The sequence below is a fragment of the Kribbella sp. NPDC051718 genome (genome assembly GCF_040681515.1).
GTDB lineage: Bacteria > Actinomycetota > Actinomycetes > Propionibacteriales > Kribbellaceae > Kribbella.
In genome coordinates this window covers 415,215-436,722 of the sequence record NZ_JBFAYZ010000006.1, presented here as the reverse complement: position 1 = coordinate 436,722, position 21,508 = coordinate 415,215, and the positions used below count along the sequence as shown (strand labels likewise).

The following is a 21,508-nucleotide window of genomic DNA, read 5'->3' as shown; positions in this document are numbered from 1 at the left end:
GTGCCAGTGACCGAGTCAGCGCCGCTCACCCGCTCCCCGGGCGCGACGATCGCCGAGAAGATCATCGCCCGGCATGCCGAACGCGATCTGGTCAGGCCAGGAGAGTACGTCTGGGTGCGCACGGACGCGGCCGGCGGCCTGCCCTACCGGGAGCTGGATCGACTGGGCGTCGAATCGGTGCACGCTCCGGACCGCACCTTCGTGGTCGAGGATCATCTCGCCCCGCCACCCACCGTGGAGCGGGCCAACGAGATGGTCGCCCGCCGGGACGCCGTCCGGCGGTTCAAGATCGACAACTTCTTCGAGTACGGGCGGCACGGCATTCTGCACCAGTTGTTCGCCGAAGAGGGGATGTTCGCGCCCGGTGAACTGGTGGTCATGCGAGATTCCCACGCCACCAGCGGAGGCGTGTTCAATGCCTGCGTCACGAGCTCGACCACCGACAACGCCTTCGTCCACACGCTCGGTGTCACCTGGCTGCGGGTGCCCCGGACCCAGCTGATCACCCTGACCGGCTCCTGGCTCCGGGCGACCGAGCGACTCGTCATGGGCAAGGACGTGATCTTGAGCCTGGCCGGGTCGATGGGAACCGACGGCGCCATCTACGACGCCTTGGAGGTGGTCGGGCCGGCCGTCGAGCAGATGTCGCTGTCATCACGCTGGACCATCGCGAACATGGCGGTCGAACTCGGGGCCAAGTTCTGCCTGTTCGAGTACGACGCGACCACGGCGGAGTTCCTGCGTGACCGGGTCGGCCGGCCGTTCAGCCCGGTCTCCGCGGACCCCGACGCCGGCTACTCCGCGCGGGTGGAGCTGGACGTCGAGACGCTCGAGCCGATGGTCGCGCTGCCTCCTGATCCGGGGAACGTCGCCACCATCAGCGAGGTGGCTGCCCGGCGGATCCGGATCGACCAGGCCTTCATCGGCTCGTGTACCAACGGAAGGCTCGAGGACTACGTCATCGCCGCCCGGATCCTGAAGGGGCGGCGGATCGACCCGCGGGTCCGGCTGCTGTGCAACCCGGCGTCGCAGCGAGTCTGGCAGGAGGTCCTGCGGGCCGGTGCCTGGGAGGTGATCGCGGAGGCCGGCGGAAACATCGGGCACTCGACCTGTGGGCCGTGTATCGGCGGCCATGCCGGCGTCCTGGGTGACGGCGAGGTGTCCATCTCGTCGACCAACCGCAACTTCCAGGGCCGGCAGGGCAGTGCGGAAGCCGAGATCTACCTGGCGAACCCGGCCGTCGTGGCGGCGGCGGCGGTCGCGGGGTACATCGCGGACCCCCGGGAGATGCTGTGAACCGGCCTTGGACCGAAGCCTCTCTCGCCGTCGAGGGGCGGGCCTGGGTCTTCGGCGACAACATCAGCACCGACCTGATCATGCCCTCGCGGGGATTGCGAGCGTCGATCCCCGGGCGCTCGGCGGTGGACTGGTGCTTCCACGCCAATCGACCTGGCTGGGCAGCCGAGGTCAGCCCGGGGGACCTGGTCTTCGCGGGGCGGAACTTCGGCTGCGGGTCCGGACGGGCGGCGCCCGACGTACTGCGTGACTGCGGCATCTCCGGCATCGTCGCGGCCTCCGTCGCGCGCACGTTCTTTCGCAACGCGATCAGCATCGGACTGCCGGTGATGATCTGTCCGGCCGTCGTCGGCCAGGTCCGGGAGGGGCAGATCCTTCGGGTCGACTTCCACAACGGCCTGGTGACCGACTCCGACGGTCGCGAGTTCGTGGGAGAGGCGCTGCCTGCCGACAGTCCGCCGGCCCAGATCCTGGCCGCCGGAGGCTTCGAGCCGTTCCTGCGGACCGTCCTGACGATGAGCGCCGAGGAGCGATCCGTCCTGCTGGGCCTTGCTGTGACCACCGATTCACCGGAGGAACAATCATGATGTACGAACGCGAGCGCCGGCTCCTGGTCGAGACCGTGCGCGAACTCGAGAGCACGGACGTCCTCGAGGTGGGCGGCGGAGCGGTCGGGCTCCGGGTCAGCGACGACCATGCCCTCGTCACGCCCACCGGGATCCCGTACCGGCGCTGGGAGATCCCGGCCGGGGAACTCCTGGTCGCCGACATCCGGGACGGCTCGATCGTGGAGATGGGCACCCGCCTCGGCGCGGCTCCGACGCCCATGTTCCTCGCGCTGCTGTCCGCGTTTCCGGAGATCGGCGCGATCATCCATGGACATCCCGCGTGGTCCCTGGTCTATGCGGCCGCCGGCCGTGAGGTTCCCGCCGTGACGAATGCCTTCGACAAGATCTCGCCGGTGCCACTCATCCACTGCGACGACGCGACCCTCAAGCGCCAGTACCTGGAGACGCCGTGGCCGGTGTTCTATCCGGAGTCGATGCTGCGCCGTCCCGATGTCGCGGCGGTGGAGGCGTTCATGGTCGAGAAGGCCTCGGCGTACTTCGGCCCCCGCCGCGCCGAGTTGGCCGTCCACTCGCTGGCGTTCACCATGTACCGGCACGGAATTGTTGTCGCTGGCAACAGTTTGGAACGCGCCGCCGCCGACCTGGCCATCATCGAGGCGAACGCGAGGACCGCCTGGCACGTGGAGGCGATCCAGGGCAGGCTCGACGGTCAACCGCTAGGCGACCAGGCTGGTAGCGCACCGGTCGGGGTTGGTGCGTGATGACCTCTTCCGACCGATCCGATCCTGATCAGACCGCCCACCGGGCCGCTGGCGCCCCCGTTGTCTGGAGGTCGATCATCGGGGGCCTTCCGTCGTACTGCTTCGCGGGTGTGGTGATTCAGGACAGCGCCGACGCCGTCGTGATCCACCAGCCGACCGGCGCGCCGACAATGCGCCGGACGGGCGCTCGGGGCGGGCCACGGAACTCCATGCTGGCGGGCGGCTGGGACGGTGGCTATCAAGAGCGACCGTGGCGGGGCGAGCCGAGCGTGCGTGCGCATGAGCCAGGAAAGCCCTTCTCCGTGATCCGGGGCTGGGATCCGCAGCGCGAGGAGTTCGCCGGCTGGTACGTCAACCTCGAGCTCCCCTGGGCGGCCACCGAGGTCGGCTTCGACTCGCGCGATCTGATCTTGGACATCCTGGCCGATGACGACGGTGTCTTCGTCGGCTGGAAGGACGAGGAACAGCTCGCCTGGTCGGTCGAGACAGCCATCCTGAGCCAGGGACAGGCCGACTGGATCAGGACGACCGGTGAGTCCGTGCGGACCGCGATGGCGATCGGGACCGGGGTGTTCGCCCCGGAGAGCTGGAGGGCCTGGACTCCTGATCCTGGTGCCGTGCTGCCGGCTCTGCCGGCCGCGTGGGCCGATGGCCCGGCCGCCATGGAGATCCCCTCGGTCGATGACGTCGCCGCGCCGGAGGCCGAGACCGAATGACGACACGCAACACGACGGCGGCGGCGCTGTCCGCTGGTCAGCGGGCGCGGCTCGACCGGGACAGTCGCTGGCGCGCCCGTGGATTGACGGTCAACTACAACGTCACCGAGACGGTTGCGCTGTCACCGGCGGTCCGAAGCGACGCTGTCCGGCTCGCCGTTGGTGACGTCGTCTGGCGTCACCCCGCTCTGCGCACGGTCGTCAACCCGGACCTGGCCACCTGCACCGTGCTCGACGAAGCGGACATCGCGGTCGCCGTCGTCGAGGTGGGCGCGCTGGATGGACCGGAAGCCGAGGAGGTACTGCGTCAGGAGCGCGAGACCGCGATCGACGCCATCGCCGGACCGCCGTTTCGCGCGATTCTGCTGCGCTCCCCGGACGGGTCGGGAACCCTTGCCTACACCGTCGAGCACCTGTTCGCCGATGCCGCGTCGGTCCGGACCATCAACCGGGACTTCCTGCGCGCGTACCGTCACCGGCTGGCAGGCGGGTCGTCTCCGGTGTGGGACGAGCAAGCCCGCGGCTATCACGAGTACGCGAGCTGGGAGAGTGAGGTGCTGCAGAGTGACGAGGGTGAACGCCGGCTGCGCTTCTGGCGCGCCATGCTGGATCCCCAGCAGGCGTTGCCCGAGTTCCGGCTACCGGGCGCGGTGGTGCCCTCGTTGCGAGACAGGACCTCCGTCCGCAGTCAGCTGACGCTGGGCCGCTCCCCCCGGGAAGTGTTGGCGGCCGCGCAGTCCATGGGCGTCCAGCCTCAGACGATCCTCGCCACCGCGGTCATGCTGGCGATGCACCTGGTCAGCGGAACCCAGGTTCCCGGCATCGTCGGCCCGATCGACGCCCGGCGTGGGAAGTGGCGGACGACGGTGGGCTGGTTCAGCACCGTACTGCCGTTGCGTGCCGCGCTGGTCTCGGAGGATCCGTGCGTCGACCTGGTGCAGAAGGTGTCGGCGGCGCTGACCGGGAGTATCGCCAATCTCCTGCCGCCGGCTCACATCGTCGGAGAGCTGGACCCCCAGCGAGACCGGCGCCGGATCTGGCGGCCGCGGGTCTACCTCGATTCGGTGTACGCCGGCGCGGACCCGAGCTGGTCGTCACCCGAGGAAGCCCGGAACCGGCTGCTCAACGATGACTTCACGGTGAAGGACGGCCTGGTGTGCCTGGTGGCGTTCACCTCCCGGACGGTCGAACTCCTCGTCCTCGGCGAACGGGGATCGATCAGCCAGGCGCAGCTCGACGAGTTCTCGGCCCTGGTCGGCCGTTGCCTGGAGCAACTGTCGGCCGATGCATCGATCACCGTCGAGGAGCTCCGTGCCGCTGTGTCCGGACGGGAACCCGGATGACGGTTTCGCGGAGCCCCGCGGCCTATGACGCCATGCCGATGCACCATCTGGCCGTCGGCGCCGTGCTGCGGGACGCAGCTGGACGTCTTCTGCTCGTCCGTCAGTTCAGCGGTCTGTGGACGCTGACCGGTGGAGTGGTGGAGAGCACCGAGGATCCGGTGAGCGCCGTTCGGCGTGAGGTCGAGGAAGAGGTCGGTCTGACCGTGGTCCCCACACTGCGTGCCGTGGACTGGTTTCCGCCGGCTGGATCCCGGCGGCGGGGATTGGCGTACTACCTGTTCGAGGCGCCGATCCCGGTCGGCACCGGGATCGAGGCCGATCCCGCGGAGATCGCCGACTGGGAATTCGTCTCCGCCGACGAGGCCCTGCGGCGCTGCGACACCAACATCAGCCGTGTTCTCGGCTGCGTTCTGGAGTCCCCGCGGCCAGGGCCGGGCGGTGCCCGGACGGGCTCGAGGTTTCCGTGGCGATGGGAGGGCGAGCAATGAGGAGCTCGAAGGCGCTCAGCGCCGATCCGATCACCCCGCTGGTGGCAGGGGCGCGATCGGCGCTGGAGCGAGCAGCCGCCACGATCGGCCTCGATCTCGCCGATGCCGAGTTGGCGCATTGCGGGCACAACGTCGGATTCACCTTGCCCGGCGCCGGGCTCTTCGCCAGGGTCGGGCCGCCTGGTTCCCAGGACAAGGCGCGGAACGCGGTGGTCTGTTCGCGGTACTTCCACCAGCAGAACTTGCCCGTGGTTCCTCCGATAGAAGGACGCCACGCGTTGGCCAGTACGGCCTACGGGCCGGTGACGTTCTGGCCACTCCTGCACCCGGTCGACGCGCCCGTCGACTTCCGGTGGCTGGGCCGTACTCTGCGGCGACTCCACGACCTTCCGGGCCGCGGCATGCCGCCTGCCCAGCGCACGTCCCGTAGGGACCTCGGATCGAGAGTCGGCCGTTTTCTGCAGTCCAGACCGGATCCTTCCGTTCGCCGGAAGATCGAAGCCCTGGTCCGTGAACTCGACGAGTGCGCGCTGGTGCTGCCGACGCTCGCTGTGGGGCCTGTGCACGGCGATCCCTACCCCAGCAATGTGCTGGCCACCGCGGCCGGCTACCGGCTGCTGGACTACGACGGCTCCGGGATCGGCCATCAGCTACTGGATCTGGCACCGATCTTCGCCGCACACAAGCGATTCGGGCTGGGGCAGGCGGACCTGAAGGCCTTCGTCGACGGGTACGGGAGCGATCCACGGGCGTTGCCGGAGTTCGGCGCTGTTCTTCGCCTGCGCGAACTCGGTCTGGTCACCTGGTTGCTCAAGTTCGCGGGTCACCTCGAGGCGTACTACGACGAGCTGGAGTGGCGGCTGGCGACGCTGGACAGCACGGACGATTGGACGGATCTGGGCCACGGCGTCGTCGACGCGGCCGGGGCCACGGAAGGATCGGCATGCCGAATGTAGTGAGTACCTGGTACTCCAGCGCCAGTGGTGGCGCCGAGGTGTCGGGGAAGATGTTGAGCAGCCAGTTGAGGACCCTCCGAGGAGTGCGCTCGACGCACGTCGTCTGGAACGGCCGCCATGACGGTGACGACGACTCGGCGCAGTCCGGCGGCTGGGATCTGGCGACGTACCAGCGCACGGTCACGGGCCTCCTCGACCAGCCCGGCAGCGTCCTGATCAGCAACCATCGGACCGTCGCGGTCGATGCACCGCTGGCCGGCTCCCTGGGAGTGCCGATCATCGTCGTGATGAGAGGCATCGTCCTTCCTGACAAGGAGATCCGCGTCGTGCGTGACGACGGGACGTTTGCCCGGCACCGGCCGGCAGACCTCGGTTGGGGCCGGATCGCGGTCGATCGCTGGGTCGGGATCAGCCAGGCCAGCGCCCGGAGCTTGACGATCGCCGGAGTGAGCCGCGATCAGGTGACTGTCGTCCACAACGGAGTCGCGGTGAACCGGCCGGCGCCGGTTCCCGTTGCGGCCGGCGGGCGGATCCGCTTCGCCATGGCCGGCCGGGCCGCGGCCTGGAAGCAGTTCGGCCTCGGGATCGACGCGGCTGCCATCCTCCGCGACCGCGGCGCCGACATCAGCCTGACGTTGCTGGTCGCAGGCCCTGGCGAGGATCAGTTGCGAGCGCTGGTCGAGGAGCGGGGCCTGGAGCAGAACGTCCGGTTCGCCGGCTGGCGTGGAGACTTCGTCTCCTGGCTGAATCGCAACGTCGACTGCCTGATCCATCCGTGCTCGGTCGAGGGGTTCGGCCGGGTCGTCGCCGAGGCGGGATCCGTCGGCGTACCGGCGATCGTGGCCGATCGCGGCGGGCCGCGGGAGATCGTCCGGGACGGTGAGACCGGCTTGCATTTCCGCGCTGACGACGCCGGGGACCTGGCCGGCCGGATGGCGGAGTTCGCCGCCCTGCCGGTCGCCCGGCGGATCGCCATGGCCGCGGCGACCGTCGCCCGGACGAGGACCCTGTTCAGCGTCGAGATGATGGCGGATCGCTACCTGTCCCTGTGCCGATCCGTGCTGGGGGAGGCTGCCGCGTGACCGGTTGTGGTCATCATCCCGCGGGGGCCTGCGTCACCATCGAGTCGCAGATCCCGGTGGACGACTACGCGAGTGGTTGGGAGCTCGCCTTCGGCCGGTCACTGACCACCGAGCGGGACTGGTTGCTGCGTCGCTCCACGACGCTGATGGGTGCTGTCGATTGTCAGGGTGAACTGGTCGCGGGGCTCGGTTTCCGGCGGGCGGTCCTCGAGGACCGGCAGCGGATCAATGTGAGGCTGCTCCATGATCTCTGGGTCCATCCGGAGCACCGGCGCGGTGGAGTGTTCACCACTCTTGCCCGGGAGGCGTCCCGGCGACACCTCGCGGCCGGCGCGGACGCCGTCCTGGCGATTGCCAGCCGGGCGCGCGGCACCCGGCGTGGGTTCGAGTCGGCCGGGTTCGCCCATCTCGGTCCGGTAGAGACGATGCGCGGTCCGGTCACTCCTTTCCTGGACCTCGGCGAACCCCGCTCCAGCGTGGACCGGGTGATCGTGACCGCTTCGCTGGCCGAGTTCGGCTACGACCGGTGCGCGGGGTTGTTCGAACAGCGCGAACGGGTGGTGGGCCAGGTCGGATTGCGGCGTGACGCACAGTACTTCCGTGAGCGCTTCGACGAGGCGCCGCGTGCCTATCTGGCCGCCGGTGCGCTGAGCGGCACGGCGTCCGGACGACTTGACGCGCTCTGCATCGCAAAGGTCTGGGCCAAACGCTCCTGCCTGCAGGTTCTCGCTGCCGCCGGGACCGCGACTCCGTTGCTCGCGGCAACATCGGCCCTGGTGCGTCACGCCATCACCGATGCCGCCGTCACGACTGTGGACATCAGCGCGCCGGGCGCCGAAGCATTGGGGCCCGCGGTCGCAGGGCTCGGTCTGGTGCCGGCGCCGATCGAGCGAGATATCTTCGTCCGGGCCGCGCCGGGCGTCCGAATCAGGGGCTGGGAGGTGTTCCGTGATGAGATCAACTCGTTCTGAGCGCGCCGGAGACAGCAGTTCGGCGGTGCGACGCCTGCTCGCCGTCCAGGCGTTCCGCTACCAGTTCGTGGCCCGGGCGAGCTCGAACATCGGCACCTCGATCGCGCCGGTCGCGCTAACCCTCGGGATCCTCCAGCTGACGGGCTCGGCGGGCGCTCTGGCGCTGGTTCTGTCGGCCCATACGGTGGTGTTTCTCGCCGTTGTTCTGGTGGGTGGGGTCTGGGCCGACAGGCTGCCTCGTCACCGGATGATGCAGGTGGCCGACTCGGCCCGTTTTCTGACCCAGGGTGTCTTCGCCGGGCTGTTCTTCCTGGACTGCCGGGTGCTGTGGCCGTATATCGCCCTTCAGGCGGTCAACGGGTTCGCGACAGCGTTCTCGCAGCCCGCCGCGGCGGGACTGACCAGGCTGACCTCCCCACCAGACCTGCTCCGCCAGGCGAACGCCTTGCTGGCCTCGACCCGCAACGTGACCTCGATCGCGGGACCGCTGGTCGCGGGGGTGATCGTGGTCTTCGCCGGCCCCGGACCGGCCTTCGTCCTCGATGCGCTGACCTTCGCGATCAGCGCGGTCATGCTTGGCCGGCTCACCCTGCCGCCGATGACGCACGCTGGGGACCGGTCGGTGCGGGAGGACCTGGCTGCCGGCTGGCAACAAGTGCGCGCCCGGTCGTGGCTACTCATCAGCCTGTCGTTCTTCGGAGTCGAGAATGCACTGTTCTCGACCTTCCTGATCCTGGCGCCGCTGGCCCTTGGCGCCGCTTCAGGCGACACACACTGGGCCTATCTGGTGTCAGCGATGGCTGCCGGACAACTGGCCGGGAACGCGGTTGCGCTGCGGTGGCCGGTCGGTCGGCCGTTGCTGGTCGGCCGGCTGCTGTGCTTGCTCGTGCTGCCTCTGTTCGCCGCGGTGGCCGCCGGCCTTCCACTCTGGTCGCTCACGGTCCTAGCGGTCGTGACAGGGGCAGGTACCAGCGTTGCCGAGGTCTTGTGGATGACAACCATGCAGGCGCGCATCCCCAGTGAGGTTCTTGCCCGAGTGAGTTCGTACGACCTGCTTCTCAGCTTGTCGGCGCGCCCCATCGGCTACGCGGGCGCCGGACTGCTCGCCGCCTGGCTGGGCAGCCGTGAGGCCGTGACCTGGCTGGCTATCGCAGTACTGGTGACCATCGTCGGCGGCTTGTTGCCGCGGTCGATCCGGCGGGACGGGCTCGCTACCGAGCGACTGGCATCCAATCAGGTCGCACCATGAACGGCGCTGAACTCACCTCGGCCGCATTGCCTCACCTGATGGTCGTCTACGGGACCGGAGCCGCGTCCCCGACCGAGATCCTCACCGCCGCGGCCGGGCTGTGCCGGGTGACGTTCGCGATGCCGTCGGACGATCCGGTCGTCAACCAGGTCGAGCGAGTGGTGGGCACCAGGGCGGAGTTCATCCGGTTCGATGGTGAAGCCGAGCTGAAGCGGTACCTCACCGAGCTCGCCCCGACGCTGCTGACCACCTTTGCCGAGGATCTGCTGGAAGTGACCGCGGCGGCAGCCGCGGGTAGCGGACTCGCGATGGATTCGCCCGCGACCGTCGAGGCACTGCGGGACAAGGTCGAGCAGCGTCAGCTTCTCGCCCGCGCGGGATTGGCCGTGCCCTGGTTCAAGCGGATCAGGCGAGACGAAGTCGCTTCGGCCTACCTGGCGGCCCCCGTCCCTGCTCTGGTCCTCAAGCCTGCTGCGGGATCTGGCAGCCTGCACACCTACCGCGTCGCCGAGCCGCTGCCGGTGCCAGGGATGGACCTTACGCAGCTACCGGATGTCGATTACATCCTGGAGGAGGAGCTGGCCGGCGCCCCCACCGGTCACGAGAGCGTGGGGGACTACGGGTCGGTCGAAATGATCAGTGTCAGAGGCGAACACACACCTCTGGCGGTTGTCGGCCGCTTTCCGGTAGTGGCGCCCTTTCGCGAGCGCGGTGGCTTTCATCCGTCGGCCTGGTCGGGAGCTGAGAAGGCCGAGATGTCGCGACTGGCCGTCGAGGCGCTACGCGCGCTGGGGGTGTCCGACGGGCTGTCGCATGTCGAGATCAAGCGAGGACCGGACGGCCCGCGGATCATCGAGGTGAACGGCCGGCTGGGCGGCAACGTCGCAGCATTGCTGGCCCGGTCCGCCGGTACCGATCTGGTGCGCGAGTGGTTGAGCTGCGCCTTGTCCGCTGCTGTTGGCCGGACGAAGCGCCCGATGCCGGTCCGGGAGGATGCGGCCAGGCTGTGTTACCGCTGGTGCCTCTACGCAGACGGCGAACAGCCAGGAGTACTCCGGGAGATCCGGGGACTGCCGCAGTTGCGCGGACTGCCCCATGTGGAGCGGCTCTCGATCCTCAAACGCCGCGGCGAGGTGATCGACTGGCGGGCCGGGACGGCCAGTGCCGTCGTAGTCGTCGATGGCAGCGTCGGCGATTTCGACGAGCTCGATCACGTCCACCGGGAGCTGTCGGAGATCGGCAGCGTGGTCCTCGAACCTGTGAGTGGAGATCGCTGAGTGACATCCCAACTGGTGGAGCTGTACCGGTCCGCGGCCAGCCGTCACGGGGATCTGTTCGCGGTCGACAGTGCGGCGGGGAGCGTGACCTATCGAGAACTCTTTGCCGATGCCGGAAGGCTGGCATCGGAGCTGTCGGGTGCCGGGGTGGGTGCGGGACAGGTCGTCGGCGTGACCGCCCCGGCAGGCGCCGGCTTCTACCCGCTGATGATCGCGCTGCGGATGCTGAATTGCCCGATCGTCCCGGTACCGCCCGGACCCGCCGAGGATGCGCGCCTTGTCCGGCTCGGGGCAGCCTGGCGTGCCGACGAGTGCGGCCAGTGGCCGGCGGCACCGCGCCTGACCCGCCTGGATGGTGGAGGCGGTACCTCCGTAGTCCCTCCGGAGGTGGTCTATGTCATCGGGACATCCGGTTCCACCGGGCGATCGAAGGACGTTCCGGTGACCGAGGGCAACCTGGCTGCCTACACGCGGCAGATGGCCGCCCTCGACCGTTGCAGGCCGGGTGACCGGATCGCCCAGAACTACCAGCCGTATTTCGACGCCTTCTTCGACGTCGTCGTGCTGGCGGCGGTCGGCGCGGCGACCGTCGTGGTGCCCGCCGAGCGGGAGGGTTTGCTGGTCTCGTCCTTCTGCCGCAGGCAACGCATCACGATCTGGAACTCCGTGCCGTCACAGATTCGCTATGCCGCTCGCCTCGGCATGCTGGAGCCAGGGTCACTCCCCGATGTCCGCGTCGGCGAGTTCGGTGGTGAGCCGCTCACCGAGGACGTGGTCCGGCTGTGGCGGAGCGCGGCGCCGTCCTCGGTGATTGTGAATTCGTACGGTCCCACCGAGCTCACCATCGCTGTGGCGGAGTATGTGCTTCCCGAGGCCGTCGCCGAGCAGGACCCGGTCGGTGACGAGGGCGGCATTCCCATCGGTGAGATCTTTCCGCAGCTGGAGTGGATCCTGGCGCCGGCCGGCGATGGACGCACTGAGCTCTGTGTCCGGGGGGCTCAGCGTTTCGGCGGCTATCTGGATCCCCGGGACAATCTCGGGCGGTTCTACCGCGGCTCCGGCGAAATGCTCGGACCGGTTGAGCTGCCGCTGCGAGATGAAGACTGGTACCGGACCGGCGACCTGGTCACGCCATCTCCGGACGGGTTGCGCTACGTCGGCCGGATCGACGACGAGGCGAAGGTCCGCGGTCGCCGGATCGACCTGGACGAGGTACGCAGGCAGCTCGTCGCGGACCGACGGGTACTGGCCGCCTGGGTCACGGTCGTCGACGACCGGGTGGTCGCCGCAGTGGAGTCCGACAATCCGGACGGGATCGACCTGGCGAGCCTTGATCTGGCCGACCTGCGGGACTATGCCCGCCCGGTCCGTGTCGTCGTCGTTCGCCGATTTCCACTGCTCCCCAACGGGAAGGTCGACAACGTCGCACTCCGCAAGCTGACCTCGGACGGCTGACGGACCACCGCCGGCCAGACTGGATGTCCGGCCGGCGGCGGTTCCGTAGTCAGCTTGAGGACTACTCGACGGTGACCGACTTCGCCAGGTTGCGCGGCTTGTCGACGTCGTGGCCGAGGGCGACGGCGGCGTAGTACGCGATGATCTGCAGCGGGATGGTGAGCAGGATCGGGTCGAGTTCCGGCTCGTTCTTCGGGACCTCGATCACCGCGGCGGCGCCGTCCGGGACCTCGACGCCCGGGTGGGTGACGACGTACAGCGGCCCCGAGCGGGCGGCGATCTCGTGCAGGGCGCCGATGTTGCGGTCGAGCAGCTCGTCCTTCGGCACGATCGCGACGCTCGGCACGTCCGGCGAGATGAGCGCCAGCGGGCCGTGCTTCAGCTCGGAGGTCTGGTACGCCTCGGCGTGCCGGTAGGAGATCTCCTTCAACTTCTGCGCGCCTTCGCGGGCGACCGGGTAGCCGCGGGTGCGGCCGACGAAGAAGACGCTCTCGTGCTTGGAGAGGCGGCCGGCGATCTTGCCCAGCTCCTCCTCCTGGTCGACGATCGTCTGGATCTGCTCGGGGATCCGCTTCAGGCCCTCGATCAGCCGGCGGCCGTCGGCGGGGGAGACGTCGCGGATCCGGCCGAGGTGGATGCCGAGCATCGCGAACGCGACGGCCATGTTGGTGAGCGCCTTGGTCGACGCGACCGAGACCTCCGGGCCGGCGTGCAGGTAGACGCCGCCGTCGACCTCACGGGCGATGCTGGAGCCGACCGCGTTGACCAGGCCGATCACCCGGCCGCCCTTGCGCTTCAGCTCCTGCACCGCGACCAGGGTGTCGAGCGTCTCGCCGGACTGGCTGACCGCGACGTACAGGGTGTCGCGCTCGACCACCGGGTTGCGGTAGCGGAACTCCGAGGCCGGCTCGGCGTCGGCGGGGATCCGGGCCACCTCTTCGATGAACTGGGCGCCCATCTGGCCGGCGTAGTACGCCGAACCGCAACCGAGGATCTTGACCCGCTTGATCTCCCGGGCCTCCCGCGCGTCCATGTTCAGGCCGCCCAGGTGGACGGTGTGGAAGCGCTCGTCCAGGCGGCCGCGAAGCGCGCGCTGAACGGCCTCCGGCTGCTCGTGGATCTCCTTCATCATGAAGTGCTCGTGCAGGCCGCGCTCGTACTCGTCGGCGCTCCACTCGACCGTCTTGGCGGTCTTGGTGGTCGGCGACGCGTCCTGGGTGAAGGTGCGGTAGCCGTCGGCCTTGACGGTCGCCATCTCGCCGTCGTCCAGGTAGACGACCTGGCGGGTGTAGCGGATCAGCGCGGCGGCGTCGGAGGCGACGTGCATCTCGCCGTCGCCGATACCGAGGATCAGCGGGCTGCCGTTGCGGGCGACCACGATCCGGTCGGGGAAGTCCAGGTCGACGACGGCGATGCCGTAGGTGCCCTCGATCCGGCGCAGCGCGGCCATCACCTTCTCCTCGAGGGTGGCGCCGTCGGACTGCTCGATCAGGTGCGCGAGGACCTCGGTGTCGGTCTCGGAACGCAGCTTGACGCCGGCCTCCTCGAGCTGGCGGCGCAGTGCGCCGGCGTTGTCGAAGATGCCGTTGTGGACGACGGCGATCCGCTCGTTGCCGCTGGCGTGCGGGTGCGCGTTGTCCTTGCTCGGGCCGCCGTGGGTGGCCCAGCGGGTGTGCCCGATGCCGAGCTTGCCGCCGAACCGCTTGGGCAGCGAGGCCTCCAGCTCACGGACCCGGCCGGCGTCCTTGTGCACCTTCAGCTCACTGGACCCGACGACGGCGACGCCGGCCGAGTCGTACCCGCGGTACTCGAGCCGGGCCAGGCCGTCCACCAGGATCGGCGCGGCCGGTTTGGTGCCGACGTATCCGACGATTCCGCACATGGGGAGGGTGTTCCTTTCGTGGGGTTTCAGTTAGCCGAGCGACGTTTCAGCCGTAGACGATCCGGCGCAACTGGCGGGCGGACAGCTCGGGTGAGCGGACCGGCCAGTGCCGCAGCTCGCTGCCGAGCCGGGCGAAGATCTCGTCGTTGCGGGCACCGTAGGTCTGCAGCTCGCGGTGCCGGCGCCGGACGTACTGCTCGGTCGTCTCGGTGAAGTAGGCCAGGACGTCGGCGACCACCCGGCGGGCATCGTCCGGCGTCAGTCCGGTGGTGCGGCTGACCTGGTCAACGAGGTCTTCGCTGGGATCCGCCGCCTCACTCATCACCCGCTCACTCTGCAGTCAAATGAGGTCCATTGGCAAAGATCTGCCCGGAATCGGGCAGGCTTTACGTGGATCACACACTGTAGCTGAATCAGAACAAGCGTAGTACGTCGGATTCCATGCCTCGGAGGAGGTCGTAGTCGACGGTGACGCATTCGAGGCCGCGGTCGGTGGCCAGGAACTGGGCCTGCGGCTTGATCAGTTGCGCGGCGAAGATGCCGCGCACGGGGGCCAGCAGCGGGTCGCGGTTGAGCAGTTCGACGTACCGGGTGAGCTGCTCGACGCCGTCGATCTCGCCGCGGCGCTTGATCTCCACGGCGACGTGCTTGCCGTCCGCATCCCGGCAGAGCAGGTCGACCGGCCCGATCGCGGTCGGGTACTCCCGGCGTACCAGCGTGAACCCCTCGCCGAAGGTGTGCACATGCTCGGCCAGCAGCTCCTGCAGATGCGCCTCGACCCCGTCCTTGATCAACCCAGGGTCCAGCCCCAACTCGTAGGACGAGTCGCTCAGCACCTCCTCGAAGGTGATCCGCAACTCCTCGCCCGCCTTGTTGGTGACACTCCAGACGCCCTCTTCCTCCGTCAACTTGCACGGCGGCGACATCCAGTTCAACGGCTTGTACGACCCACCGTCGGCGTGGATCAGGACAGAACCGTCCGCCTTCACCATCAACAACCGGGGCGCCATCGGAAGATGGGCCGTCAACCGACCGGAATAATCCACTGAACAACGAGCAATCACCAGGCGCACGACAAAGCACCGTAGTCCAATCGCGCGCCCAACCCCATGTCGCCCTGCCGTGGCGGGTGAGAAGCTGACCTCATGAAGCCGAAGATCAGCCTGAAGACGCGGTTGGAGTATGACGCGGTCGCCAAGGGGCTCGCGGACGAGGGTGTGGTCGAGGGCAGCATGTTCGGCATGCCGTGCCTGAAGATCGAGAAGAAGATGCTGGCCGGGCTCTTCGGCGACGCGATGACCTTCAAGCTGCCCCCGGAGCCCCGCGAGGAGGCCCTCAAACTGAGCGGCGCAGAAGCCTTCGACCCCGGCATGGGTCGCCCGATGAAGGAATGGGTCGTAGTCCCCCTCGAACATGCAGACACCTGGCCCCACTACGCCGAACAAGCCCTGGCCTTCGTCCGCCCGTGAACCTGCCGCCCACCCACCCGAGCCACCGGCCGACCTCCCGCCCATGAACCGGATGTGCCCGACCGGCCTGATCCTCACGCCAGGCTCGCTGCCGTGAACCTGATGTGCCCCGCCCGGCTGATCCTCCTGCCGCCCGGCTCCCGCGAACGCCTGACCGGCGAGCGCATCGCCGCCGTCTACGCCACCCCAGCCGCGGCGGAGCAAGCCGCAGGGTTGGCGGAGGAGCTAGCGGTCAGTTTGACGCTCCTGCGCCCACACCATCCGGCCCAGGCAGACCCGGCCCACGCAAACGGCCGGCCGGTTGAGGCCGGCTTGGCAGACGAGCTGGGGATGGGGGCGACACTGCCGCGCGCACAGCATCCGGCCCAGGCGGACCCGGCCCAGGCTGACCGGTGGCCGGTTGAGGCGATCTTGCGGGAGATTGGGGATCAGCATCGGGGGGAGACGGTGGTGGTGGTTGCGCCGGAGCTCAGGCTGGGGTTGGAACTGCCGGTGGTGATTGAGCATGAGGGGGAAGGGTGGACCGTGCTGCCGACACCGAATGAGGTGACGTTGGCGACGTATGAGCGGGCGGCGGAGCGGTTTCGGGAGTCCATTCCGACCGGGGTGAATGAACAGTTGGTCGAGCTGTTCGACGAGATTGATGCGCGGCTGCCGGGCGGTGGGGATGTTCTCGAGTTGGGTAGCGGTACAGGCCGGGACGCGGTTGAGTTGGAGCGGCGTGGGCATCGCGTACGGCGTACCGACGCCGCCGGCTCCTTCGTCGAGATGATTCGTGCCGACGGCCACGACGCCGAGCACCTCAACGCGTTGAGCGACGACTTCGGCGGACCGTACGACCTCGTCTTCGCCGACGCCGTCTTCCTGCACTTCACCCCTGAGCAGCTCGCCACAGTCCTCCGCAAGGCCCACGCCGCGGCGACCCACCTCGCCTTCACCACCAGCGAAGGCGCCGGCGACGAATGGTCGAACCGCTTCCTCGACCTCCCGCGCCACTTCACCAAATGGCAGGAACAACCCCTCCGCGCCGTCCTCGCCGACACCGGCTGGACAGTCCTCACCTGGCAACAAGCCCAAGCAAGAACAAGCGGCTGGTACTACGTAATGGCCCGCCGCACATGATCCGCGCCGGCGTAGTCCTCCTCACCGCCACCGGCCTGGCCGCCATCGAACGCATCCGCGACGGCATCACCTACTACACCCTCCCGGGCGGGGGAGTGGAGGACGGCGAGACCCCGCAGGAGGCCGCGATCCGCGAGACGCACGAGGAACTCGGGCTGATCGTGCGGGTCGACGCGCTGGTGGCGGCGGTGAACTTCCGGGGGAGTACTCAGTACTACTACCGCGCCGAGGTGCTCGGCGGGGAGTTCGGCGCGGGAACCGGCGAGGAGCTGGCCAGCCCGGCGGACTCGAAGGCGGGCAGCTACAAAGCGGTCTGGATCGAGCCGCGGCAGCTCGCAGTACTGGATGTCAGGCCCGTCTCGATCGCCAAAGCCCTCGCCACCGCACCAGACTGCAACCGCCTGATCAACGACTGGTCCAGCACTCCACTCGTGGTCGACGAGGTGTGACCTTTTCAACGCCCGTGACACAGCTCATGTGCGGACCAGTGTGGCGACTGGCACACTTCGAGCCATGGCGCGCGAACTGAAGACGGTCGGAGTGGTCGGTCTCGGCACGATGGGAGCCGGTATCGCGGAGGTGTTCGCCCGGCACGGGCTGAGCGTCGTCGGCGTGGAGCGTGACGAGGACGCGGTCGAACGCGGCCGCGGGCACATCCAGCACTCGACCGACCGGGCGGTGAAGCGCGGCAAGCTGTCGCCCGAGGACCAGCAGGCGCTGTTCGACCGGGTCACCTTCGCCACCGAGATCGAGGCGCTGGCCGACTGCGACCTGGTGATCGAGGCCGTGATCGAGCGGCTCGAGCTCAAACGCGAGATCTTCTCCGCGCTCGACAAGGTGGTCCGCGAGGACGCCATCCTGGCCACCAACACCTCCAGCCTCTCGGTCACCGAGATCTCCGTCGCCACCCAGCGCCCGCGCCGCGTGGTCGGCATGCACTTCTTCAACCCCGCACCCGTGCAGGAGTTCGTCGAGGTGATCAAGACCGTCGTCACCGAGCCGGACGTGGTCGACGACGTGATCGCGCTCGCCCGCAAGCTGGAGAAGGTTCCGGTCGTCGCGGCCGACCGCGCGGGCTTCATCGCCAACGCGCTGCTGTTCGGGTACCTCAACCACGCGGTGTCGATGGTCGAGTCGCACTACGCCACCCGCGAGGACGTCGACGCGGCGATGCGGCTGGGCTGCGGGTACCCGATGGGTCCGCTGGCCCTGCTCGACCTGATCGGCCTCGATACGGCGTACGAGATTCTCGACACGATGTACAAGCAGGGCCGCAACCGGCTGCACGCGCCGGCCCCGATCCTCAAGCAGATGGTCACCGCCGGGCTGCTCGGCCGCAAGACGGGCCGCGGCTTCTACACCTACGAGTCGCCCGACTCCCCGGTCGTCGTCGAGGACGACCTGACGCCGTCGACCTCGGGCGGTGCGCCGGCGGTCCGCGCGGTCCAGCAGATCGGCGTCGTCGGCTCCGGCACGATGGCGGTCGGCATCATCGAGGTCTGCGCCAAGGCCGGGTACGACGTCCTGTACGTCGCCCGCGGCACCGAGAAGGTCGACCGGGTCCGCGCGGCACTCGAGCGCTCGCTGGAGAAGGGCGTCCAGCGCGGCAAGCTCTCCTCCGAGGAGCGCGACTCGGCCCTCACCCGGATCATCGGTACGGCGAAACTCGACGACCTCGCCCAGGCCGACCTGGTGATCGAGGCGGTCGTCGAGGAGCTCAGCGTCAAGCAGGCGCTGTTCGAGACGTTCGACGAGATCTGCAAGCCGGGCGCTGTCCTGGCGACGACCACTTCCAGCCTGCCGGTGATCGATCTGGCGATGGCGACCAAGCGCCCCGGAGACGTCGTCGGCCTGCACTTCTTCAACCCCGCGCCGGTGATGAAGCTGGTCGAGGTGGTCAGCACCGTGAGCACCTCGCCCGAGGTCGCCGACACGGTCGCCGCGGTAGCAGTTGCCGCAGGCAAGCACCCGGTACGGTGCGGCGACCGCGCCGGCTTCATCGTCAACGGCCTGCTCTTCCCGTACCTCAACGACTCGGTCAGGATGCTCGAAGCGCACTACGCCGGCGTCGACGACATCGACGCCGCCATGAAGCTCGGCTGCCGCCTCCCGATGGGACCGTTCGAGCTCCTGGACGTAGTCGGCCTGGACGTCTCCCTGGCCATCCAGCGCACCCTCTACCTGGAGTTCCGCGAACCAGGCTTCGCTCCGGCCCCGCTGCTCGAGCACCTGGTCACCGCCGGCTACCTCGGCCGCAAAACCGGCCGCGGCTTCCGCGACTACTCCAGCTGACGGTTACGGTTCTGCGTTCGCGTAGTCGCCGCACGGGCCGCCGCCGATGGCCTCGGAGATGACGGTGGTCCGGCGGTCGGGGCGTACGAGCGGGTTGTAGAAGGCGGCGATCTCCGTGCTCTCCGCTGAGATGTAGTGGAAGATCAACGACCGCCGGAAGCGATCCGTGCTGGTGTTCGGCCGCGAGCCGTGGACGACGCTGCCGTGGAAGAAGAGCACGTCGCCGGCCTTCATCCTTGTCTGCACCTTGCTCAGTCCGTCGGGAATCGGTACTTCGGCATTGGTGAACGACTCCGTCAGATCAGCCTCCTCCGGGCACAACAGCTCAACCTCGTGCGACCCCAGTACCACCGCCAGCCCACCGTTCTCGGCGTCCACGTCGTCGATCGCGATCCAAGCCGCCAGACAGGTCTCCGGATGCGCCCGCAGGAACGTGTTGTCCTGGTGCATCGCCTGCCCCCGCGCCCCCGGCGGCTTGAAGTAGAACATCGACTGAGCCCCCAGGGCCGGCCCGATCAGCGTCTCGACGACATCGAGGATCCGGTTGTCGAGCATCCACTCCAACGCCAGCCGCCCGGCCTCCACCTCGGTCCGCCGATGCGGATGAACGAACCGCGGATACTGCGCGAGCGGGTCCTCCGCAGGCACCCCGTCATCGATCGCCAGCGAGTGATCAACGGCGACCTGCTGCATATACGCAGCCTTGATCTGCTCGACTTCGGCCGGGCGGAGCACGCCGGGAACCTGTACGATCCCGTCCCGCGCGTACACCTCTGCAACTGTGCTGGTCATGTCTCCAGCATCCGCCGCCACGACCGGCCTGTGGATACCCTATCGAACTGTGAACCTTCGAGATCCTGCTACGCGGAAGCCGGACTCCTTCACCCCGGCCGTCCGCCGCCTGCTGGCCGGCGAGTTCGACGAAGGTCCGAGCTACGCCACCTACCGCCGCCGCGGCACCACGGACTGGCTCCTGATCCACACCCTCGACGGCCAAGGCAGCGTCGGCAGCGGCATCCAGGCCGGCCCAGGCGTCACCACCCTCATCCGTCCCGGCACCCTCCAGGACTACGGCACCGCAGGCGACCGCTGGCACTTCCTCTTCGCCCACTTCCACCCCCGCCCCGACTGGCTCCCTCTGCTCGACTGGCCATCAGTTGCCCCAGGCATCCTTCAACTCCACCCCAGCCCAGCCGCCGCGGACCGAATCACCCACGCCCTGTCCGACGCAGTCCGTCACCAAGACAGCGTCCTCACCCAAGGCGAAGTCCTGAGCGTCAACGCCCTGGAGGCGGCCATCATCTGGTGCGACGCCCAGAACCCCAAAGCCGCCCAGATCGACGACCGCCTACTCCGAGCCATCGAGTACATCGACCGCAACCTCCGCGCCGACCTCTCCGTCGCCGTCCTGGCCCGCGAAAGCACCCTCTCGGTCTCCCGCTTCGCCCATCTCTTCCGCACCCAACTAGCCACTACCCCTCAACAATTCGTGGAACGCCGCCGCCTCGACACCGCAGCCCGCCTCCTGGAACTGACCACCCGCCCAGTCGCCGCGATCGCCACCGAGGTCGGCTTCCCCGACCCCCTCTACTTCTCCACCCGCTTCCGCCGTCTCACCGGCCGCAGCCCCAGCCACTACCGGCAGCAGTTGGGCTCTACGCTGCTGCCATGACTGCTCGTTCAGCCCTGGCCGTCGGCGCCGCCCTCGCTGTCGTCGCGCTCACCGCCTGCGCTCCCGAAGAAGACTCCGCCGGTCCGGCGGCCCCGCCGTCCTCGGCCGATGCCTGTAGCAAGGACAAGCTGGCCCTGAAGACCGCGGGGACGTTCTCGGTCGGCACCGACAAACCGGCGTACGAGCCGTGGTTCTCGGGCGACGATCCGGCCAACGGCAAGGGGTACGAATCGGCCGTCACCTATGCGGTGGCCAAGAAGCTCGGCTTCGAGGCGAGCGAGGTGAAGTGGCAGACGGTCCAGTTCAACGCTGCCTTCGCGCCGGGACCGAAGAAGTTCGACCTGGACGTCAACCAGGTGTCGATCTCCGCCGACCGGGCCAAGGCCGTCGACTTCTCGACCGGGTACTACGACGTCCGGCAGACCGTGATCACCACGGCGGGGAGCAAGATCGCCGGGGTCACCTCGGTCGCCGGACTCGCCGACGCCAAGCTCGGCGCCCAGGTCGGGACGACGAGCTACACCTCACTGCGCGACGTGATCAGGCCGAAGCAGCAGCCGGCCGTGTTCGACTCGAACGACCTGGCCGTGCAGGCGCTGAAGAACAAGCAGATCGACGGCATCGTGGTCGACCTGCCGACCGGTTTCTACATGACCGCCGCGCAGCTCGACGACGGCAAGATCGTCGGCCAGCTCCCGGCCACGGACAAGCCCGAGCAGTTCGGCTTCGTCCTGGAGAAGGGCTCGAAGCTCACTGGCTGCGTCTCGCAGGCCGTCGACGCGCTGCGCGCCGACGGAACGCTGACCGCCCTGCAGAAGCAATGGCTGACCGCAGAAGGCGCACCGGAACTCTCGTGAGCGACTGGCAACCGTCGGCGCTTCAACAAGAAAGATCGAAGTATCGCCGGC

The 21,508-nt window shown here is 68.6% G+C and carries 22 protein-coding genes; 18 read left to right on the top strand and 4 right to left on the bottom strand.

Annotated elements, in window-relative coordinates; all coding sequences use genetic code 11:
- Positions 1 to 6: 6 nt before the first annotated feature.
- From AB0M15_RS24665 to AB0M15_RS24610, 12 genes are all read left to right on the top strand, one after another.
- Positions 7 to 1,296 carry an aconitase/3-isopropylmalate dehydratase large subunit family protein gene (locus AB0M15_RS24665; RefSeq protein WP_363823490.1) on the top strand — a complete coding sequence of 430 codons (1,290 nt, stop codon included), beginning with the start codon at positions 7 to 9 and terminating at the stop codon, positions 1,294 to 1,296.
- Positions 1,293 to 1,883, top strand: coding sequence for a hypothetical protein (locus tag AB0M15_RS24660; RefSeq protein WP_363823488.1), 591 nt, complete (start codon positions 1,293 to 1,295; stop codon positions 1,881 to 1,883). Before AB0M15_RS24665 ends, AB0M15_RS24660 begins: the two co-directional genes overlap by 4 nt.
- Positions 1,880 to 2,626: a class II aldolase/adducin family protein gene (locus tag AB0M15_RS24655; protein ID WP_363823486.1), complete on the top strand. Its 747-nt coding sequence runs from the start codon at positions 1,880 to 1,882 to the stop codon at positions 2,624 to 2,626. The genes AB0M15_RS24660 and AB0M15_RS24655 overlap by 4 nt, the downstream gene beginning before the upstream one ends.
- Before the next feature lie 110 nt (positions 2,627 to 2,736).
- Positions 2,737 to 3,342 (top strand): DUF402 domain-containing protein, encoded by a 606-nt coding sequence (locus AB0M15_RS24650; protein ID WP_363823483.1) that lies wholly within the window; start codon positions 2,737 to 2,739, stop codon positions 3,340 to 3,342.
- Positions 3,339 to 4,685: a condensation domain-containing protein gene (locus AB0M15_RS24645; protein ID WP_363823480.1), complete on the top strand. Its 1,347-nt coding sequence runs from the start codon at positions 3,339 to 3,341 to the stop codon at positions 4,683 to 4,685. The genes AB0M15_RS24650 and AB0M15_RS24645 overlap by 4 nt, the downstream gene beginning before the upstream one ends.
- Positions 4,682 to 5,173, top strand: coding sequence for an NUDIX hydrolase (locus AB0M15_RS24640; RefSeq protein ID WP_363823476.1), 492 nt, complete (start codon positions 4,682 to 4,684; stop codon positions 5,171 to 5,173). Before AB0M15_RS24645 ends, AB0M15_RS24640 begins: the two co-directional genes overlap by 4 nt.
- Entirely contained in the window at positions 5,170 to 6,129 is a 960-nt protein-coding gene (locus tag AB0M15_RS24635) for a phosphotransferase (RefSeq protein WP_363823474.1), read from the top strand. The genes AB0M15_RS24640 and AB0M15_RS24635 overlap by 4 nt, the downstream gene beginning before the upstream one ends.
- A complete protein-coding gene (locus tag AB0M15_RS24630) occupies positions 6,117 to 7,211 on the top strand; it encodes a glycosyltransferase family 4 protein (RefSeq protein WP_363823471.1) in 1,095 nt (364 codons plus the stop codon). Before AB0M15_RS24635 ends, AB0M15_RS24630 begins: the two co-directional genes overlap by 13 nt.
- Entirely contained in the window at positions 7,208 to 8,182 is a 975-nt protein-coding gene (locus tag AB0M15_RS24625; protein WP_363823468.1) for a GNAT family N-acetyltransferase, read from the top strand. The genes AB0M15_RS24630 and AB0M15_RS24625 overlap by 4 nt, the downstream gene beginning before the upstream one ends.
- A complete protein-coding gene (locus AB0M15_RS24620; protein ID WP_363823464.1) occupies positions 8,163 to 9,431 on the top strand; it encodes an MFS transporter in 1,269 nt (422 codons plus the stop codon). The genes AB0M15_RS24625 and AB0M15_RS24620 overlap by 20 nt, the downstream gene beginning before the upstream one ends.
- Entirely contained in the window at positions 9,428 to 10,708 is a 1,281-nt protein-coding gene (locus AB0M15_RS24615; RefSeq protein WP_363823458.1) for an ATP-grasp domain-containing protein, read from the top strand. The genes AB0M15_RS24620 and AB0M15_RS24615 overlap by 4 nt, the downstream gene beginning before the upstream one ends.
- Entirely contained in the window at positions 10,709 to 12,163 is a 1,455-nt protein-coding gene (locus AB0M15_RS24610; RefSeq protein WP_363823456.1) for an AMP-binding protein, read from the top strand.
- Between the two features lie 61 nt (positions 12,164 to 12,224).
- On the opposite strand, the gene glmS is transcribed toward AB0M15_RS24610, so the two are convergent.
- From glmS to nucS, 3 genes are all read right to left on the bottom strand, one after another.
- Positions 12,225 to 14,045: a glutamine--fructose-6-phosphate transaminase (isomerizing) gene (gene glmS, locus AB0M15_RS24605; RefSeq protein ID WP_363823453.1), complete on the bottom strand. Its 1,821-nt coding sequence runs from the start codon at positions 14,043 to 14,045 to the stop codon at positions 12,225 to 12,227.
- A 46-nt stretch (positions 14,046 to 14,091) separates the two neighbouring features.
- A complete protein-coding gene (locus AB0M15_RS24600) occupies positions 14,092 to 14,367 on the bottom strand; it encodes a hypothetical protein (RefSeq protein WP_328335311.1) in 276 nt (91 codons plus the stop codon).
- 91 nt (positions 14,368 to 14,458) lie between these two features.
- Positions 14,459 to 15,118: an endonuclease NucS gene (gene nucS / locus AB0M15_RS24595; RefSeq protein WP_363702589.1), complete on the bottom strand. Its 660-nt coding sequence runs from the start codon at positions 15,116 to 15,118 to the stop codon at positions 14,459 to 14,461.
- 72 nt (positions 15,119 to 15,190) lie between these two features.
- Between nucS and AB0M15_RS24590 the strand changes: the two genes are divergently transcribed.
- The 4 genes from AB0M15_RS24590 to AB0M15_RS24575 all read left to right on the top strand — a co-directional run bounded on the left by AB0M15_RS24590 (position 15,191) and on the right by AB0M15_RS24575 (position 18,928).
- Entirely contained in the window at positions 15,191 to 15,514 is a 324-nt protein-coding gene (locus tag AB0M15_RS24590) for a hypothetical protein (RefSeq protein WP_363823450.1), read from the top strand.
- 102 nt (positions 15,515 to 15,616) lie between these two features.
- Positions 15,617 to 16,636, top strand: coding sequence for a class I SAM-dependent methyltransferase (locus AB0M15_RS24585; protein WP_363823840.1), 1,020 nt, complete (start codon positions 15,617 to 15,619; stop codon positions 16,634 to 16,636).
- A complete protein-coding gene (locus tag AB0M15_RS24580) occupies positions 16,633 to 17,085 on the top strand; it encodes an NUDIX domain-containing protein (RefSeq protein ID WP_363823447.1) in 453 nt (150 codons plus the stop codon). Before AB0M15_RS24585 ends, AB0M15_RS24580 begins: the two co-directional genes overlap by 4 nt.
- Before the next feature lie 64 nt (positions 17,086 to 17,149).
- The gene (locus tag AB0M15_RS24575; protein ID WP_363823444.1) at positions 17,150 to 18,928 is read left to right on the top strand and encodes a 3-hydroxybutyryl-CoA dehydrogenase; all 1,779 of its coding nucleotides are present in this window, start codon (positions 17,150 to 17,152) and stop codon (positions 18,926 to 18,928) included.
- Between the two features lie 3 nt (positions 18,929 to 18,931).
- Here the strand turns inward: AB0M15_RS24575 and AB0M15_RS24570 are convergent, their stop codons facing one another.
- Positions 18,932 to 19,720: a phytanoyl-CoA dioxygenase family protein gene (locus AB0M15_RS24570; protein ID WP_363823442.1), complete on the bottom strand. Its 789-nt coding sequence runs from the start codon at positions 19,718 to 19,720 to the stop codon at positions 18,932 to 18,934.
- 49 nt (positions 19,721 to 19,769) lie between these two features.
- Here AB0M15_RS24570 and AB0M15_RS24565 point away from each other — a divergent pair, with 49 nt between their 5' ends.
- Positions 19,770 to 20,600: a helix-turn-helix domain-containing protein gene (locus tag AB0M15_RS24565; RefSeq protein WP_363823439.1), complete on the top strand. Its 831-nt coding sequence runs from the start codon at positions 19,770 to 19,772 to the stop codon at positions 20,598 to 20,600.
- Positions 20,597 to 21,457, top strand: a complete 861-nt coding sequence (locus tag AB0M15_RS24560) for an ABC transporter substrate-binding protein (protein WP_363823437.1) — start codon at positions 20,597 to 20,599, stop codon at positions 21,455 to 21,457. The genes AB0M15_RS24565 and AB0M15_RS24560 overlap by 4 nt, the downstream gene beginning before the upstream one ends.
- The last annotated feature ends 51 nt before the right edge of the window (positions 21,458 to 21,508 follow it).